The 15,160-nt window shown below is 70.0% G+C and carries 19 protein-coding genes and 2 pseudogenes; 8 read left to right on the top strand and 13 right to left on the bottom strand.

Features of this window, described 5'->3' with window-relative positions:
* The first annotated feature begins 94 nt into the window (after positions 1–94).
* Complete coding sequence (locus tag BW730_RS10730) at positions 95–574, top strand: hypothetical protein (protein WP_145952816.1); 480 nt, start codon at positions 95–97, stop codon at positions 572–574.
* A 25-nt stretch (positions 575–599) separates the two neighbouring features.
* Here the strand turns inward: BW730_RS10730 and BW730_RS19325 are convergent, their stop codons facing one another.
* The 7 genes and pseudogenes from BW730_RS19325 to BW730_RS10700 form a co-directional block, all read right to left on the bottom strand.
* Positions 600–776, bottom strand: coding sequence for a VOC family protein (locus BW730_RS19325; protein ID WP_226996715.1), 177 nt, complete (start codon positions 774–776; stop codon positions 600–602).
* 134 nt (positions 777–910) lie between these two features.
* Positions 911–1,036: pseudogene (locus tag BW730_RS20170) on the bottom strand (VOC family protein); the annotation flags it as partial.
* Between the two features lie 40 nt (positions 1,037–1,076).
* On the bottom strand, positions 1,077–1,649 hold the full coding sequence (locus tag BW730_RS10720) for a hypothetical protein (RefSeq protein ID WP_077686230.1): 573 nt from the start codon (positions 1,647–1,649) through the stop codon (positions 1,077–1,079).
* A 383-nt stretch (positions 1,650–2,032) separates the two neighbouring features.
* Positions 2,033–2,476 carry an alternative ribosome rescue aminoacyl-tRNA hydrolase ArfB gene (arfB, locus tag BW730_RS10715; RefSeq protein WP_077686229.1) on the bottom strand — a complete coding sequence of 148 codons (444 nt, stop codon included), beginning with the start codon at positions 2,474–2,476 and terminating at the stop codon, positions 2,033–2,035.
* Positions 2,477–2,659: 183 nt separating this feature from the next.
* Positions 2,660–3,148: a hypothetical protein gene (locus BW730_RS10710; protein ID WP_145952815.1), complete on the bottom strand. Its 489-nt coding sequence runs from the start codon at positions 3,146–3,148 to the stop codon at positions 2,660–2,662.
* Positions 3,149–3,339: 191 nt separating this feature from the next.
* A complete protein-coding gene (locus BW730_RS18560; protein ID WP_158522605.1) occupies positions 3,340–4,059 on the bottom strand; it encodes a TetR/AcrR family transcriptional regulator in 720 nt (239 codons plus the stop codon).
* 137 nt (positions 4,060–4,196) lie between these two features.
* Positions 4,197–4,775, bottom strand: coding sequence for a 1-acyl-sn-glycerol-3-phosphate acyltransferase (locus BW730_RS10700; protein WP_077686227.1), 579 nt, complete (start codon positions 4,773–4,775; stop codon positions 4,197–4,199).
* A gap of 200 nt (positions 4,776–4,975) precedes the next feature.
* Here BW730_RS10700 and BW730_RS10695 point away from each other — a divergent pair, with 200 nt between their 5' ends.
* From BW730_RS10695 to BW730_RS20370, 3 genes and pseudogenes are all read left to right on the top strand, one after another.
* Positions 4,976–5,413, top strand: coding sequence for a carboxymuconolactone decarboxylase family protein (locus BW730_RS10695; protein ID WP_077687622.1), 438 nt, complete (start codon positions 4,976–4,978; stop codon positions 5,411–5,413).
* A gap of 78 nt (positions 5,414–5,491) precedes the next feature.
* A complete protein-coding gene (locus BW730_RS10690; protein ID WP_145952813.1) occupies positions 5,492–5,905 on the top strand; it encodes a hypothetical protein in 414 nt (137 codons plus the stop codon).
* Positions 5,906–6,073: 168 nt separating this feature from the next.
* A pseudogene (locus tag BW730_RS20370) lies at positions 6,074–6,163 on the top strand (DUF2798 domain-containing protein); the annotation flags it as partial.
* A gap of 116 nt (positions 6,164–6,279) precedes the next feature.
* Here BW730_RS20370 and BW730_RS10680 read toward each other — a convergent pair.
* Positions 6,280–6,606, bottom strand: coding sequence for a YciI family protein (locus BW730_RS10680; protein ID WP_077686225.1), 327 nt, complete (start codon positions 6,604–6,606; stop codon positions 6,280–6,282).
* A 107-nt stretch (positions 6,607–6,713) separates the two neighbouring features.
* On the opposite strand from BW730_RS10680, the gene BW730_RS10675 reads away from it, so the two are divergent.
* Positions 6,714–7,163 carry an acetyltransferase gene (locus BW730_RS10675; RefSeq protein ID WP_077686224.1) on the top strand — a complete coding sequence of 150 codons (450 nt, stop codon included), beginning with the start codon at positions 6,714–6,716 and terminating at the stop codon, positions 7,161–7,163.
* On the opposite strand, the gene BW730_RS10670 is transcribed toward BW730_RS10675, so the two are convergent.
* Entirely contained in the window at positions 7,138–8,682 is a 1,545-nt protein-coding gene (locus tag BW730_RS10670; protein ID WP_077686223.1) for a trypsin-like serine peptidase, read from the bottom strand. The genes BW730_RS10675 and BW730_RS10670 overlap by 26 nt on opposite strands.
* Before the next feature lie 252 nt (positions 8,683–8,934).
* Between BW730_RS10670 and BW730_RS10665 the strand changes: the two genes are divergently transcribed.
* Positions 8,935–9,525, top strand: a complete 591-nt coding sequence (locus BW730_RS10665; RefSeq protein WP_226996713.1) for a hypothetical protein — start codon at positions 8,935–8,937, stop codon at positions 9,523–9,525.
* Here BW730_RS10665 and BW730_RS10660 read toward each other — a convergent pair.
* A complete protein-coding gene (locus BW730_RS10660) occupies positions 9,518–9,937 on the bottom strand; it encodes a GNAT family N-acetyltransferase (protein WP_077686222.1) in 420 nt (139 codons plus the stop codon). The two genes, BW730_RS10665 and BW730_RS10660, sit on opposite strands and share 8 nt — an antisense overlap.
* A gap of 482 nt (positions 9,938–10,419) precedes the next feature.
* Between BW730_RS10660 and BW730_RS10655 the strand changes: the two genes are divergently transcribed.
* Complete coding sequence (locus BW730_RS10655) at positions 10,420–11,808, top strand: MATE family efflux transporter (protein WP_077686221.1); 1,389 nt, start codon at positions 10,420–10,422, stop codon at positions 11,806–11,808.
* Positions 11,809–11,841: 33 nt separating this feature from the next.
* Here BW730_RS10655 and BW730_RS10650 read toward each other — a convergent pair whose 3' ends face one another.
* The 3 genes from BW730_RS10650 to BW730_RS10640 form a co-directional block, all read right to left on the bottom strand.
* Positions 11,842–12,285: a DUF6176 family protein gene (locus tag BW730_RS10650; protein ID WP_077686220.1), complete on the bottom strand. Its 444-nt coding sequence runs from the start codon at positions 12,283–12,285 to the stop codon at positions 11,842–11,844.
* Positions 12,286–12,307: 22 nt separating this feature from the next.
* Positions 12,308–13,543: a Na+/H+ antiporter NhaA gene (gene nhaA / locus BW730_RS10645; protein WP_226996711.1), complete on the bottom strand. Its 1,236-nt coding sequence runs from the start codon at positions 13,541–13,543 to the stop codon at positions 12,308–12,310.
* Between the two features lie 117 nt (positions 13,544–13,660).
* Positions 13,661–14,233 carry a dihydrofolate reductase family protein gene (locus tag BW730_RS10640; protein ID WP_077686218.1) on the bottom strand — a complete coding sequence of 191 codons (573 nt, stop codon included), beginning with the start codon at positions 14,231–14,233 and terminating at the stop codon, positions 13,661–13,663.
* Between the two features lie 56 nt (positions 14,234–14,289).
* Here BW730_RS10640 and BW730_RS10635 point away from each other — a divergent pair, with 56 nt between their 5' ends.
* Positions 14,290–15,024 (top strand): class I SAM-dependent methyltransferase, encoded by a 735-nt coding sequence (locus BW730_RS10635; protein ID WP_077686217.1) that lies wholly within the window; start codon positions 14,290–14,292, stop codon positions 15,022–15,024.
* Positions 15,025–15,160: the final 136 nt, after the last annotated feature.

The following is a 15,160-nucleotide window of genomic DNA, read 5'->3' as shown; positions in this document are numbered from 1 at the left end:
CGAGCGTGAGTCGCAGGACGCCCGGAGCGGCTCGGGGCCAGGCGACTCGTCCGCCTACCGAGCCACTGGCCCCCAGCGATGCCACGATGAGGCGATGGAGACCATGCTGGAGGCATTCCTCGAGATCAACGACCGTATCGCGGGCCTCGTCCCAGAAGACTTCGCCCCCTTCGACGTCACGGTCGAGGGAGCGACCTGGCGGTTCACCGGCGTCGCGGGCACCCCCGGGCCCGACCGATTGCTGGTGGTCACGGTCGATGCCACCGTCACGCCCACGACGGCACCCGCGCTCCCACTCGCCGTTCAGATGCACGTCGACCAGGTGAGTTCACCCGATGCGTTGGAGGCCCGCATCTCGCTCGGCGGTCAGATCCACTACCACTGGGGTCACCACTACGACGCAGGAACCTGGATCGCCGTCTCCACCTCGCCCGATCCGCTGGCGCTCCCGCACGCCGTCGCCGGGCAGGGGACCTTCGCGGCCTTCCTGGACCTGGTGCCGAGGCCGGTCGTCAACGCCGACCTGCTCTGGCGGATCGCCGAGGGCATGCGGGTCTCGGACCGGATGCGCTGACCGCCGCTCCGTGGGTGGGGCCGACTCAGGACCGTGTCAGGTCCTGGGCGAGCATCACGAGGATGCCGCTCGGCCCGCGCAGGTACGTCAACCGGTACACGTCGCGGTAGTTGGCCACACCTCTGAGCGGACGACAGCCGTGCCGCGCCGCGATCGCGAGCGACTCATCCAGGTCATCGACCGAGAACGCGACCCGGTGCATCCCGATCTCGTTCGGAAACGTCGGATCCGTCTCGATCGCGTCGGGATGGATGTACTCGAACAGTTCGATCCGCCCCTGGCCGTCGGGGTCTGGAGCATCGCGATCTTCGCGTGGTTGCCGTCGAGGCCAACGGCCGTGTCGGTCCAGTCGCCGCTGACGGTGTCGCGCCCGATCACCGTCATGCCGAGGTCGGTGAAGAAGCCGATGGCCTCCTCAAGGTCGCGCACCGCAATGCCGACGTTCTCCAAGCGGATTGTCATCGCACGGCTCCTCCCAGGGGCGCCGGGTGCTGCCCCGTCCTTAGTCTTGCCTCAGATACAGCACGCTGGTCTGCCCGTTCCAGATGCGCTCGACCTCCGGCATGTCGCCGCCGTTGTAGTAGTCGGGCAGTTCGAGCGCGACGCCTGCCGGCGCGTAGACGCCGAACGGGGCGCCCTCCGCGGAGTAGGAGAAGGTGCCCTGCTCCTCGCCGACGAGCTTTATCGGCTCGGTGATGCCGCGGCCCTCCCAGGTCGCATTCGGGAGCGCGACGGTGACGCACTCGGCGTCGCTGCTCTCGGGGGTCGGGCACCAGCGCCCGTTGATGTCCTCGGCCTTCGGCTCCGGAGCAGACGAGGTCGCCGGGGCGCTGCTCGGCGCGGGTGGGCTCGTCGGCGCCTCGGGGGTCGCGAGGCTGGGTGTCGGCGAGGCTGCGGGCGTGCTCGTCTCGGGGACGCTCGATGGAGAGGTGACGGTCTGCGTGGTGCTTGCGCTCGGCGCGCCGGACTCCGCGCCGGGTGTCGTTGCGGCCTGGCAGCCGACAAGCGCGGCCACCGATAGGGAGGCAAGGCCGAGGAGGAACGAGGTGTGCAGCTTGGTGCTGTGGCTAGGCATGACGTCGATCGTAGGGGCGGTGTGGTTCGTTGGCCGTCCGTCTGCGGGCTGAACTCCGCTGCTTGGTTGACGGAGGTGCAGGCGTCGATGGCGCGTCCGTTCCGCTCGGTGCTCGGACGTCTCGACAGGCTCGACGAGCGGTGGTCGAGCTCCCGAACGGTCGAGGCCCGTGCGCGGTATGGGTGGGCGTGGCTCGATGTCGACGCGGTGCTTGGGTCTGTGGGCGGGCGCGGCTTGGTTTCGACACGCGCTGCGGCGCTTCGCGCCTTTGCGCGGCTCAACCAGCGACGCCCGGCTCAACCAGCGACGCCCGGCTCAGCCAGTGGGGCTGGGGCTCCGCGGCTGTGCCAGCGTTGTTTCGCGTCTGCGCGGCCGAGCAATCGTCAGTCCAGGCCGGGGCGGCGGCGGTTCTGCTTCGTCTCGGCCCTGCCGCGCTTGGCCGCCAAGCGGCGCAACTGGGAGCCCCGCGTCGGACGGGTCGGCCTGCGCGACTTGGGCGGAGGGGCCACCGCTTCCCGCAGCAGGACCGCCAGGCGTGCCCGTGCCGTCGTCCGGTTGCGCAACTGCGAGCGGTGCTCCGCCGCGCTGACCGTCAGCACCCCCGCGCTCAGCCGCGAGTCGAGCCTCCCTAACGCCCTGGCTCGCTGCTCCTCGGTGAGGGCCGTCGTCGTCGCGACATCAAGGCTCAACTGCACCCGAGAGTCGGCCGTGTTGACGCCCTGCCCGCCCGGGCCGGAGGCGTGGGAGAACTGTTCCCGCAACTCGCTCGCGGGAACGACGAGACCGTGCGGGATACCCGGGCCCGGCGCGACGTGCAGATCCTCCATGCGTCAGAGTCTGCCCGTTCGACCTCGCCGGCGCGAACCCTCCCGACGCCCCGGAGATCACGCAGGGCCGCCTCGAGGCGGGATAGCTTCGCCCATGCGCGGTCTCCGTGTGGTCGTCATGGTCCATGAGGCAGGGCCGACAGGCGGTTAGGCGAAGGGCTGCGCCGGGGCCGCGGCGGGAGGTCAGTCGCAGTTGGGGCAGCCGCCGCCGACCAGCGGCATCTCGATGAAGCAACTGGGGCACACCGCCGCCCTGACCTCGACCGGCTGAGGCTTGCGGGCGGCCGACCGCGGCGCTGCTGAGGGGCGCGGCGGGGCGGTCGTGGGGCGGGCGTCTTCGGGGACCGACTCGCAGAACGCCTTGTAGCAGGCGAGGCGGGCCTCGGAGGCGTGGCGCTCGCGCTCCGACTTGGTAGCGAACGGGGCCTCTCCGGCCACTTGGAGGACGGCGTCGTAGGCGGCGCCGACCTTTCCGTCCTGCGCGTTGACGGCCAGCGCGATGAGTGGCGGAAGTCCGCGACCCTGGCACGCGGTCGCGACCAACTTGAGCACCGGTGCCAACCAGGTGCGCTGCTGGGCGTGGGTCCGGATCCCGGAACGATGCTGGACGGCCTCCGCGAGGTCCGCGTACGTGACGGTCGCGCCGTAGCGCGACGCGGTCTCCCGCAACACGATGAGCGCCTCACGCGCCCAGGGGACCTGCCCCGCCTTGCTACCGACTAACCGTTGACTGACTGGGGGTGCGCTCATCACAGCAGGATTATTCCAGCAATTTCGGGGCCCTCTGACCACGGGCAAGGGCGAACGGAGGGCCAGAGGCTGACTCCCAGGGAGCGGCCGTCCGCGCATGGTGAGGGTCGTGCCTAGTCAGGTGGCGGTGCGACCTGTGCGATGCCGTCCAGGATCCGGTCCACCATGAAACCCCGATGGTCCCAATCGGCCCAGATCTCCGAGGCCTCGGAGATGTCGCGCATCGTGGTTGCAAGGCTGGGTAGCCGATCACCGACGCGGGTCCCGATGAACGCGAACCAGCCCGCAAGCCCGTCGCCGCTGAGCATCGGCCCCATCTCGACCGCTGTGCGACTCGCGTTGCGGACATGCCCGCTCAGCAACAGCACGAGGGCCAGGCGCTGCGGGGCACCGAGGCCCATCCCGCGGAGCGCATAGACGGCGTCGAGCCACGCCAACTGATTCGGCCCTGCCGGAGGCCCGAAGGCCGGGACGTAGGGCAGCCACGGACGTCGGTCGTAGACCTCCGAGAGGGCATTGGCCCATCGCTCCAGGGCCGCGCGCCACCCGTCATCGACGCCGTCCGTCACGCAGCCGCCCACGTCGGTCAACGGCGGGGGAGGGCCCAGCGCCGCGTCCTCGATCAGGACGAGCAGGTCATCCTTGGACGCGACGTGGCGGTAGATCGACATCGGGCTGCCGCCGACCTCCGCAGAGACCGACGCGACGGTCACAGCGTCCAGGCCGCCCCGGTCGGCGATCCGGACGCCCGCCTCCACGAAGTCGCTCAGCGTCCACCGCGGCGGACGACCGCGGGCGGGCGTGGCAGGCTCCGGCCACAGCTTCGCCCACACCCCGCTCGTGTCGACAGGCAATGTTTCTGGCGCGCCCGAAGCAGGCTCGCGCGATGGTGTTCCCCCATCCGACCATGCTACGGCTAGGGCGAATGCCGCGAATAGATGGCCTTCGGCCAGTGCCGGACCCGGCGTCGTCAGGCGGCGGGGGGCTGCTCGTCGCGCAGTCGCGGCTCGACCCGATACGCCGGGATGACCCCCGCCTTGTCGGCGTAGAAGGCGCGGATGACGTCCATGTCGGCCGGGATGTCGCCCGTCAGTTCGATCGTCGGGCCGAGGCCCGTGGTCATCGTCGTGCGGTCGACGTAGCCGAGGGTGACGGGCATCCCCGTCTCCCGCGCGATCCGGTAGAAGCCCGACTTCCAGTGCGTCTGTCCCTTGCGGGTGCCGTCGGGGGTGACCACGAGGCCGAACACCTTGCCGGAGCGGACCTCCTCGACGACCTCGTCGACGATGCGGCTCGGGTTGGTACGGTCGACCGGGATGCCGCCCAGCGCCCGCATGATCGGCCCGCGCCACCCCTTGAACAGGCTGTGCTTGCCCAGCCAGCGCACGTTCATGTCGAGCCGCCACGCGATCCCGAGCATCAGCACGAAGTCCCAGTTGGACGTGTGCGGGGCGCCGATCAGGATGGTCGGCCGGTCCGGTGCCGGTTCCGTGACGAGTTTCCAGCGGCTGATGGCCCAGAACGCGCGGGCGATGAATCGTCTGAGCATGGCGTCATACTAGGGCCAAGCCGGCGTTGAGGGCGGGTAGCGCGCACACCCGGACGTTCCCCGTCAGCGGCGTCGCTTCGGCCTCCTCGACGGACGCAGCGACGACGGGAAACCGGCAGGTCACCCAGCGACCGCCGGCCGCACGCCGCTGGTTCCGGCGTATGGTCGAAGACGTCGCCCGCACAGCGAAGGAGCGCGACATGATCAACCCGAACCTCAGCAAGCGGCAGTCGGAGTCCTACCGGTGCCTCACCCAACTTGACGCGTCGGTCGCCGAGGCGGCCAAACGTTCGGGTCTGGATTCCCTGCTGATCGAACTGGTCAAGATCCGCGTCTCCCAACTCAACGGCTGCGCCTACTGCCTGCGGATGCACACCCGTGACGCGATCCGACTGGGGGAGAGCGCCGAACGCCTCGCGGTGCTCGCCGCCTGGTGGGAGTCGCAGTACTTCACCGAGCAGGAACGCTCGGCGCTCGCGCTCGCCGAGGAACTGACCGAGATGCCCGTGCCTGAGCCCCGACGCTGGGACGACGGTTCCCTCACCGAGGACCAGGCGGCGGCCGTCGCGTGGCAGACGGTCGTGATGAACTCCTGGAACCGGCTCGCGGTGTTCAGCCACTACCCGGTGGCGCCCTGACCATCGCGCCCTGACGATCGAGCCCTGACCAGGAGCGGTGGGCGCCCCTGGCGTTAGTCTCGTGCCGGGAGGAGACCGATGCTGGAACGACTAGTGGGATCGCGCGTCTACTCGGTCTCGGTCGCCGTGACCGAGACGGTCACGCTCTACCTCGACGACATCGCGTCGCTGACGCTTGAGGTCTGGCCGCACCTCGCCAGGGGTGGGACGGTGCTGCGCCACGGGGACGCCGGCTACAGCCAGGCGCTGCTCGACCTGCCGGGGCAACTGGTCACCGACGCGTCGGAGCGGTCCAGGGACGGCATGCGTCTGGTGCTGGAGGACTGGGAACTGCGCATCGACCCACGCGCCGACGAGGTGTACGTCGAGATCGCGCTGCTCAGGATGTCCGACCAGTCCTGGAACTGCTGGCGGCCGGGCGAGACGCCCTTCGAGCACGTCGGTGCCGTTAGCGAAGACGTCGACGGTTCGGCTACCCTCGGACCCGCCTGAAAGATCCTGGCTGGTGTGGTTATTCCAGCCCTCTGACGAGATGATGTCACCTTCTGAGTGAACCCAAGGCGCTCGAACCCACGACGGGAACGGCGCCGCCTCGTGCCCGCGTCGTCCCAGAGAAGGACAGACGTGAACAAGAAGACGGCGCTGATCGCCCAGGTGATCATGACCTGCATCATGGCGGCCACCATGTCGGGGTTGATGAGCCTCATCGCGCTCGGCCCGACGCAGGCGTGGCTGGCGGCCTGGCCACGGCAGTTCGCGGTGGCATGGCCCATCGCGTTCGCGCTGACGATGCTCGCCTGGCCGGTGGCGACCGCCTCGCCGTCCGGCTCGTTCGGGCGGCCACCTCCGACGGGGCGAACTAGGGCTCACCGGATCTCGCGGACCTCCTGCGGGCAGCGGCAGGCCCGCGCGAAGCGGGCCGCCCAGCGCAGCGCCTCCTCTCTGGACTCCACGTCGACGACGGTGAACCCTCCGTCGAACTCGCGGGTCTGCGGGTAGGTGCCTTCCGTGACCGTGCCGTCGGCGGCCACCATCACCGGGCCGACCGCGTTGTCGATGCCGCCCGCGAAGACCAGCACCCCCGCGTCGCGCGCCTCCCGGGTGGCGGCGTCGGCGTCGGCCGAGACCTGCGGCAGGTCCTCGGGGTCGACCCGCATCGCGGGGCCAGGGAAGGAGATCAGGTAGGTGCTCATGGGTGCCTCCTCGTGGTTGGTCGTGCGCAACGCTACGCACGCGCGACGCGGAGGACGCGGGGTCTGGGAGGATCGGTGGACAGAAACGCCGAGCACGGGAGGGTGACATGGAGGTGCGGGACGCGACCGTCGAGGACTGGCCGGTGCTCGTCGACGTGTGGCGTAGCGCAGTCGACGCCACCCACGACTTTCTGGCCGCCGACGACAGGGACCGGATCGAGTCGCACCTGGCCAGCGACTACTTCCCGCAGGTGAGGCTCGCCGCCGCCGTCGTCTCCGACCGGATCGTGGGCTTCGCCGGCGTGGCGGGCGGCTCGCTGGAGATGCTGTTCGTGCACGCCGACTTCCGCGGTCGCGGCGTCGGGACGACGCTCCTGGGGTGGGCGTTGCGTCAAGGCGTCGACCGGGTAGACGTCAACCAACAGAACCCGCAGGCGGTCGGCTTCTACCTCGCCAACGGGTTTCACACCGTCGGGCGGAGCGACCTCGACGACCAGGGCAGGCCGTATCCGCTGCTGCGGATGGCGCTGGTCAGCGCTCCACGATCTGATCGGTGACCGGGGACTCGTTGCCCGCCATGTCGAAGCCGACGGCACAGAAGCGGGCGGGCAGGTCCTCCGGCGCGAAGAACAACGGCTGCCGACGGTAGGGGAAGTAGGAAGAGCGGTCCGAGCAGTCCGTCTCGTCGACAGGGCCGAACACGAGGTGGATGTCGGCGATGTCTGGGATGTCGAACAGCGGGTCGATCATCAGTTCGTCCTCGCCGAGCGGGGTCTGGCTCAGCTTGGGACCCTCCGTGGGGGCGACGGTGTCGACCGAGTAGACGAACCGGGCGGCGGCCTCCTCGTTGCCCGGTTCCGCGGCGCAGGCGAGAACGAAGCCGTTGGCGGTGGGCAGCGTGACGGGGGTGCTGGCGATCTCGACGCCGTCCTCGAGCGTCATCATCGGGGCGGAGTCGTAGGTCGCCGGGTCCGTGCAGGTCCTGGCGTCCTTGAGCGGGACCCCCTGCACGACGGCGACTGCCTGCGCGCCCCCGGCCTCGAGCGTCAGTTCGGCGGGGCGGTCCCCACCGTCGGTGCCGTCGGCTCCGTAGATGCCGCCTCCGCCGACCCGTGACAGCGACCCTGCCGCGAGCGGGCAGTCGTCGCCCAGCGCGAACGTGCCGTCCGGGAAGCATGCGCCCATGCCAGCGATGTCGACGCCGTAGCTGCTGTTGGGCACGAACTCGGCCCCGTCGGCGGTGATCTCGCACGGCTTGCCGAGGTAGCAGCTCGCGCCCCTGTCGGCGGGTACCCCGGTGTTGGTGGTGTTGATGATCGACACGATCTCACCGTCGGCGATCATCGGGGAGCCGGAGGAGCCGCCCAGCACGCCCGGGCAGTCGGTGCGGGGCGCGTCGAGCCACAGCCACTTGTGCTCGATCAGGTCGACCGTGGCGCCCAGGGTGCACTCACCCTTGCGGAGCACCTGCTGATCGGCGGCGACGCCCTGCGTCGGGGACGCGATGTTGACGACCTGTGTGCCCTCGGCCGGTGCCTCGGAGGCGATCTTGAGCGGCACCGCGCCAGCGGCCCGGAGTTCGCCGAGGGTGGAGTCCACGCGGACGATGCCGACATCGACGCCGCGCATTGTGCCGTACTCGAAGCGCGTGACGGGCACGCTGAGCACCTTCTCGGCGCCGCCCGCGACGTTGAAGAAGCGGACCTCGCCCTGGCCCTCGGAGTCGATCAGGGTGTCGTTGGCCGACATCCCGTCGACGCCGACGCAGTGGCCGTTGGTGAGGAGATAGGCGGGCGCCGTATCGACACCCGTCTCGATCAGAGTGCCGGTGCAGCCGGCCGAGACGACGAGCGTCGCAACCCCGCCGTAGGTGGCGAGTTCAGCCGCCTCCAGTGGCGGCGCGGGGACGACAGGCTCGGGCTCGGCAGGGGCCGACGGGGAGTCCGTGGCGGAAGGCGCGGTCGTCCCCGGGACCGTATCCGAGGGGGTGGGTTGCGGCCTCAGATCGGGGGAGGGAGCGCATCCCGCCACCACCACGGCCGCCGCCGCCAGAATCGTGCCCCAACCCTTGCCCATGACTCACCCTTTCGGCCAGTGAACCCGCAGCCTAGCGGTCCCTTCCCGGGAGCCGTCGTTGGCCAGATGCGCGCAACCTGCAGGTCGAGCGTCGCCACTGCAGGCGTCGACTCGATGGCGATTCTCGCATCGGGCCATCGATACCGCTGAACCCCAACCCGGGCCGATCCGTCCGAATGGTTCCCGCCCAGCCCTGGCGGGAAGCGTCTCTGACCCGGGCCCGTGTAAGGGTGGAGAAAGGCCCTTGCCGCAATGGCATTGGCCGACGACAACGGAGGTATCGCAGCGATGCTCGCGGAGTTCCCCCTGAACCAGGCATTCACGACGGCCTGGTTCGGGCTCATGACGATCGTGTGGCTCGGGTGGGCGCAGGAGGCCCCGTCGCCGCGACTCAGAGGGCTGCTCGGCGCCGGATCTGTCGTCGGAATCGCCCTGGCGGCGCTGTTCGGCTACGCGGTGTACGCCCGCTGGAGCGACGGAAGCGTGCTCGCCGGCCGCGAGGCCTGGTTCGGGGTACTTGTGGCGGTCGAGGTCGTCGTCGCCGGAGTCGGCGCCGTGATCCTGGCAAGGCGTGGGCAGGGACGTTGGGCCGCCTGGTGGGTCGCCCTCACCGTCGCGCTGCATTTCATCCCCCTCGGGTTGGCCATCCTTGGCGACTGGTCAGTCGTGGCGCTCGGTGTCGTGCAGACGATCGGGCTGCTGTTCGTGATCGGCCCCCTGCGTCGCCGCGAGGGCCCCACGAGCGCCGTCGTCGGGCCGTTCATGGGCGCAACGCTGTTGGTGTTCGCGCTGGCGGGTGCCGTCGTCTATGTGGTCCGCTGGGGCTGGCCGTGGGTCAGCTGAACTTCACGAAGGCGTGGATCTTGGAATCGAGGTCGCGAATCTCGGAGAATCCCATCGACTCGTAGAAGGCGCGCTGGCGCGGTTCGTCGTCGGTGATCAGGACCTTCTGGCGGACCTCGTCGAACGGTTCGAGGACGCGTTCGAACAGGCGCTTGCCGATCCCGTCGCGCTGGTGCGACGGCGCGACCAGGATGTCCTGGAGGTAGACGATCGTGAGCCCGTCGCCGACGACGCGCGCCAACCCGACGAGTCGGCCGTCCTCGCGTGCGCACACCACCCGCAGCGACCGGGTGATCCCGTCGAACAGGCGGACCGGGTCGCGGGTGTAGGCCGTCCAGCCGACGCTGGAGTACAGCGTGACCAGTTCGTCGGAGGTGGGCAGATCGTGGTCTGTGAGTTGAACGGCGGGCACGGGGTGAGCTTAAGCACTGACGGTGTCAGCCGGTTCCCCTGCTGCGGGTGAGGTGGCCGTTGGTGCACCCCGCGCGGAGGCGTCGGCACGCTACCGGCGCGGGTGAAGGGGACGCCTCCGGCGGCGGCGCCGTGCGTCAGATGCTCGGGTCGACCTGCCCGTCGAGTGGGATCCCGACGTCGGCCCGCCTGGGCGGGGCCGACGACTCTCCTTGGGGCGGGCGCTGGGGAGGGCCCCCGCGATGAGCAGTAGTCGGTGTTCGTTGCTGGTTACGCCATCTGTGAACGCTCACATCGCCATCGGGTCGGGGATGCTGCTCAACCCACCCACGCCACCGCGAAGACCGCAGTGTTCGGGCGACCCCGAATTGCACTCTGGGGTAAGAGGCGTAAGCTAATCGGTCGGTTCGAGTTAATTTCACGGAACCACAAATAGCTTCCTCTTCTCTACATCCAGCCCTATCTGAGCGCGCGAGTACACCCATGTCAAACAACCTTACGGTCGGTTCGCCGACCCGCGTGATTGTCGCCTTCACCCTTCCCCTCCTCATCGGCAACCTGTTCCAGCAGCTCTACCAGTTCACCGACGCCGCGGTCGTCGGCCGAATGCTCGGCGTCAACGCCCTCGCGGCGGTCGGTGCGACCGGCAGCCTGATGTTCCTGCTGCTCGGCTTCACCTTCGGCGCCGCGGGCGGCCTGGCCATCCCGATCGCCAAGGCCTATGGCGCCGGCGATCTCGCCGCGCTCAAGCGCCACTTCGCCAACGCCATCCGCGTCTCGGCCGCCATCGCCGCCGTGATCACCGCGGTCGGCGTGCTCGGTGCCAAGGACCTGCTGACGCTGATGCAGACGCCGCATGAGTTGATGGGCGACGCGAAGGCGTTCCTCATCGTCTCCTTCGCAGGCGCGCCAATCGTGATGGCCTACAACCTGCTCGCCTCGGCGATCCGGGCGCTCGGCGACAGCCGGACCCCGCTCTACTTCCTGATCATCAGTTGCGTGCTGAACGTGATCCTCGTGGTCGTGTTCATCGGCGCCTTCGGATGGGGAGTGCCCGGCGCGGCCCTCGCCACAGTGATGGCGCAACTGGTCTCCGTGATCCTGTGCGTGATCCTGATCGCCCGCCGGATGCCCCAGCTTCGGCTCGGCCGCGCCGACTGGAAGTCGCAGCCCGGCGAGCTCGGCGAGTCCGTGCGCCCCGGCCTTGCCATGGGCTTCCAGATGTCGGTCATCGCGATCGGCGCCGTCGTGCTGCAGTATGCCGTCAACGGTCTCGGCGCGACCTCGGTCGCCGCGTTCACCGCGGCGATGCGCGTCGACCAGTTGGCCGTCGCCCCGCTCGGCTCGTTCGGTGTCGCCGTGACGACGTTCGTCGCGCAGAACCGCGGCGCGGGCAAGTGGGGCCGGATCCGCGCCGGTGTCTGGCGCACCAGCCTCGTCACGTGGGCACTTGCCCTCGTGCTCGGCCTTGTCGTGGCGCTCCTCGGGACGCCGATCGTCCAGGTCTTCGTCGGCGACGGCCAGCAGGAGGTCGTCCGACTTGCGCACGACTACCTCATCGTCCAGGGCGCGCTCTACCCGATCCTGGCAAGCGTCTTCGTGTTGCGCAACGCCATCCAGGGCCTCGGCGCGACCGCGATCCCGACGCTCGCCGGGTTCATGGAACTGATCGTGCGCGCTGTCGTCGGCCTGGTGCTCGTCGCCCCGCTCGGCTTCCTCGGTGTCGCGCTCGCCGCCCCGTTCGCGTGGGTCGGCGCGCTGCTGCCGGTCGCCGTCAGTTGGTTCGGCTGGCGTCGCGCGCTGATGGGGCAGCCCGACGGCGCCCCAGAGCCCGCGCCCGTGCGTCGGCTCCGGCTCGCCCGGGCAAGCTGACCCCCTTCCGCTGGACCGGCCGGCCCGGGCCGACTAGCCCGGCTGGGCAGGCGGTTGGGCCGCCTCGACGAGCGCGGCCAGCACCGTCGGCGGCGCGAGCAGCAGCCTCGGCTGCAACTCCTCCCAGCCCTGGTGCTTGGTCGCGACGGCGAACGCGTGGTGAGCCCTGTCAAGGTCGTTGTCGAGCACCAGGCCGGGGGAGTCCTCGCCCATCAGTTGCAGGTGGTACATCCACCAACTGCCGTCGGCCTCCCGGTTCAGGAACGTCGCCTCGAAGGCCATCCGCTCCTGGGGAAGGGTCGCGAGGCACTCGTCGTAGCGCTCGTGCAGCATCGCCATCCACTCGTCGAAGCGCGCCTCCTCCCCGTCGAGAAGGCGCGCCCGGCTGAGTTCGAGGCGCATGCCAGCGGGAACAGACGGCGGCATCGGCCACCCGGGGAAGTCGTGATCGACCGGGGTGAACGGGATGGGATCCATCCCGACACCTTAGGCGAGCGGGTCAGGGGATCGGGTCGGTGTCGACGTCGACGACGCCGTCCTCGTTCATGTCGGTGGAACGCTTCAGGCGCGCCGACCGGCGAAGCGCCACGGCACCGAGCGCCGCCGAGACAAGCGATCCGGCGAGGATCGCGAACTTCGCCGCCGCGGTGTGCGGACCGTCCGGGAACGACAGTTCCGCGATCAGGAGCGAGACCGTGAACCCGATGCCGGTGAGCAGGCCGACGGGCAGCAGGTCGCGCAGGCCGACCGCGTCGGGTAGTCGCAGCGGGGTGAGCTTGGTGACAAGCGCCGTCGTGCCCATCACGCCAACGACCTTGCCGACGACAAGGCCCAGGAAGATCGCCAGCAGCACCGGTTGCCTCAGCACGGCCAGCGGCCCGTCGCCGTCGACCAGCGAGACGCCGGCCGCGAAGAACGCGAAGACCGGCACCACGATCCCGGAGGAGAGCGGCTGGATCGCGTGCGCGAAACGGTGCGAGCGGGAGTCGCTCTCCCCATGGATCGCCCGGGCGGGCACCACGAGGCCGAGCAGCACGCCCGCGATCGTCGCGTGCACGCCGGAGGCATGCATGAACCCCCAGGCCGGCAGCCCGACGGGCAGCAGCAGCCACCAGCGGGTGCGGCCCATCCGGGTGAGCACCGCGAACAGCGCGACGCAGCCGAGCGACACCACCAGCCACAGGGGGGACAGCGAGGAGGTGTAGAACGCGGCGATGACGATGATCGCGAGCAGGTCGTCGACGACGGCAAGGGTCAGCAGGAACACGCGAAGGGCCCGCGGCAGGCCCCGTCCGAAGACGGCGAGGACGGCGAGCGCGAAGGCGATGTCGGTTGCCGTCGGGATGGCCCAACCGCCGAGCGCGTCGGTCGCGCCGGTCACGGCGATCACCGCCGCGAAGACCAACGCGGGGACGGCCATGCCGCCGATCGCTGCGAACACGGGAACCGCCGCCAGTTTCGGGTTGCGGAGGCTGCCAGTGACGATCTCCTGCTTGAGTTCGAGGCCCACCACGAGGAAGAAGATCGCGAGAAGGCCGTCGGCGGCCCATTGCGACAGGCTCATGTCGAGGTGCAGCGCGGCCGGGCCGACGGTGATCGCCGACAGGTCGAAGTAGGCGGAGCGCCAGGGCGAGTTGGCCCACAGCAGCGCGAGCGCCGCGGCGATCAGGAGGAGGATGCCTGCCACCGACTCGCGCGAGACGAAGTCGCGCAGCCGGGTGATGGGTGAGGTCATGGTGCCTTTCGGTGACTGTCCCGCCGGGGATCCGACGGCGCCGACCAGACTTCCCGGCACACCGCGAGGCATTTTACCGGAGGTCGCGCCCGCCGCCGAAACGATCGGGTGTGGAGGTCAGTCGGGTTCGGGCCCGACGACCCTGAAGAGCATGGCGGTCAACTGGCCGTCGCGTTCGACGTTCTCGCGGTGCAGTCGCAGCCTGCGGGGCATCAGCGGCCTGCCCGATCCGAGGGTTACCGGCGTCAGGTGGACCCACATGTAGTCGAGCAGGCCCGCGTCGGCGAACTGGCCCGCGAGGTCGCCGCCGCCGATCACCCACACGTCCCTGCCGTCTGCCGCCTCGACGAGCAGGGGGTGCAGGTCGGCGACGTCGCCCTGGAAGAGTTTGACGCCGTCGGGCACCTCGACGTCTCGGTGCGTGACGACCCAGGAGGGCTGCTCATACGGCCATGCGAAGGGTTTGCCGGAGGACTGGGCCTCGCGCCTCAGCCACTCGAGGGTGTTGACCCCCATCACGGTCGACCCGACGCGCTCGATGAAGCGGTCGAAGTCGAGGGTGGCGTCGTCGCCGTAGCGGCCCTGCGGGTCGCCCTCGCAGTTGGGCGTGTTGAAGAGCCACGTGAGGCTCTCGGCGTCGTCGGCGATGAACCCGTCCAGCGAGGTCGCCGTGCAAAAGATGGTGGCCATGATCCATCGTGTCACTCGACGACGACGATCGTGGCCCACCTCGTAAGCTCGGCCCCATGCCCGATCAGATCTTCGACCATCCGCGCCTGGCGGCGGTCTACGACCCGCTCGACCCCGACCGTGGCGATCTCGACGCGTACGTCGCGATGGTCGCTGAGTTCGGCGCGACCGACGTGCTCGACATCGGCTGCGGCACCGGCACCCTCGCGACCCGCCTCGCGGCCGACGGGGTCACGGTGGTGGGCGTCGACCCGGCGTTCGCGTCGCTGGAGGTCGCCCGACGCAAGCCGTATGCCGACCGGGTCCGGTTCGTGCACGGCGTTGCCCGCGACGTGCTGCCGCTGCAGGTCGACCTGGCGTTCATGACGGCAAACGTCGCGCAGGTGTTCCTGACCGACGAACAGTGGGCCGACACGCTCGCCGCCGCGCGGGAGGCGCTGCGGCCCGGCGGCAGGCTCGTCTTCGAGTCCCGGGTTCCGGAGCGTCGCGCGTGGGAGGGCTGGACGAAGGAGGCGACCCGCCAGGTCGTCGACGTCGCGCACGAGGGGCCGGTCGAGGACTGGGCCGAGGTGACCTCTGTCGACGGGGAACTCGTCACGTTCGAGTCGCCGACGATCTTCCACCGCGACGGCGTTCGGGTCGACTCGACGTCCACACTGCGGTTCCGGTCGAGGGACGCGCTTGAGTCGTCGCTGCGCTCGGCAGGATTCGTCGTCGAAGAGGTCCGCGACGCCCCGGATCGGCCGGGCGCCGAGTACGTCTTCGTGGCCTCGGTCGGGTCTGCCGACTGAGCGTGTCGGGCAGGCGCTGGTTGAGCCATGTCGGGTGCGGAGCGGCCGACATCGGTCGAAACCCTCGTTGGTTGAGCCATGGCAGGCGCGGAGCGGTTGGCATCGGTCGAAACTTCGTGAGGTTCGCAGGGACCCC

Source organism: Tessaracoccus aquimaris, from assembly GCF_001997345.1.
Taxonomy (GTDB): domain Bacteria; phylum Actinomycetota; class Actinomycetes; order Propionibacteriales; family Propionibacteriaceae; genus Arachnia; species Arachnia aquimaris.
This window is presented reverse-complemented; position numbering and strand designations above follow the sequence as displayed.

What these genes read in the sequence shown, in the direction of transcription:
- BW730_RS10730 (WP_145952816.1), top strand. Translation starts at nt 95, where the DNA reads ATGGAGACCATGCTGGAGGCATTCCTCGAGATCAACGACCGTATCGCG.
- BW730_RS19325 (WP_226996715.1), bottom strand. Translation starts at nt 776, where the DNA reads ATGCACCGGGTCGCGTTCTCGGTCGATGACCTGGATGAGTCGCTCGCG.
- BW730_RS10720 (WP_077686230.1), bottom strand. Translation starts at nt 1,649, where the DNA reads ATGCCTAGCCACAGCACCAAGCTGCACACCTCGTTCCTCCTCGGCCTT.
- arfB (WP_077686229.1), bottom strand. Translation starts at nt 2,476, where the DNA reads ATGGAGGATCTGCACGTCGCGCCGGGCCCGGGTATCCCGCACGGTCTC.
- BW730_RS10700 (WP_077686227.1), bottom strand. Translation starts at nt 4,775, where the DNA reads ATGCTCAGACGATTCATCGCCCGCGCGTTCTGGGCCATCAGCCGCTGG.
- BW730_RS10695 (WP_077687622.1), top strand. Translation starts at nt 4,976, where the DNA reads ATGATCAACCCGAACCTCAGCAAGCGGCAGTCGGAGTCCTACCGGTGC.
- BW730_RS10690 (WP_145952813.1), top strand. Translation starts at nt 5,492, where the DNA reads ATGCTGGAACGACTAGTGGGATCGCGCGTCTACTCGGTCTCGGTCGCC.
- BW730_RS10680 (WP_077686225.1), bottom strand. Translation starts at nt 6,606, where the DNA reads ATGAGCACCTACCTGATCTCCTTCCCTGGCCCCGCGATGCGGGTCGAC.
- BW730_RS10675 (WP_077686224.1), top strand. Translation starts at nt 6,714, where the DNA reads ATGGAGGTGCGGGACGCGACCGTCGAGGACTGGCCGGTGCTCGTCGAC.
- BW730_RS10670 (WP_077686223.1), bottom strand. Translation starts at nt 8,682, where the DNA reads ATGGGCAAGGGTTGGGGCACGATTCTGGCGGCGGCGGCCGTGGTGGTG.
- BW730_RS10665 (WP_226996713.1), top strand. Translation starts at nt 8,935, where the DNA reads ATGGCATTGGCCGACGACAACGGAGGTATCGCAGCGATGCTCGCGGAG.
- BW730_RS10655 (WP_077686221.1), top strand. Translation starts at nt 10,420, where the DNA reads ATGTCAAACAACCTTACGGTCGGTTCGCCGACCCGCGTGATTGTCGCC.
- BW730_RS10650 (WP_077686220.1), bottom strand. Translation starts at nt 12,285, where the DNA reads ATGGATCCCATCCCGTTCACCCCGGTCGATCACGACTTCCCCGGGTGG.
- nhaA (WP_226996711.1), bottom strand. Translation starts at nt 13,543, where the DNA reads ATGACCTCACCCATCACCCGGCTGCGCGACTTCGTCTCGCGCGAGTCG.
- BW730_RS10640 (WP_077686218.1), bottom strand. Translation starts at nt 14,233, where the DNA reads ATGGCCACCATCTTTTGCACGGCGACCTCGCTGGACGGGTTCATCGCC.
- BW730_RS10635 (WP_077686217.1), top strand. Translation starts at nt 14,290, where the DNA reads ATGCCCGATCAGATCTTCGACCATCCGCGCCTGGCGGCGGTCTACGAC.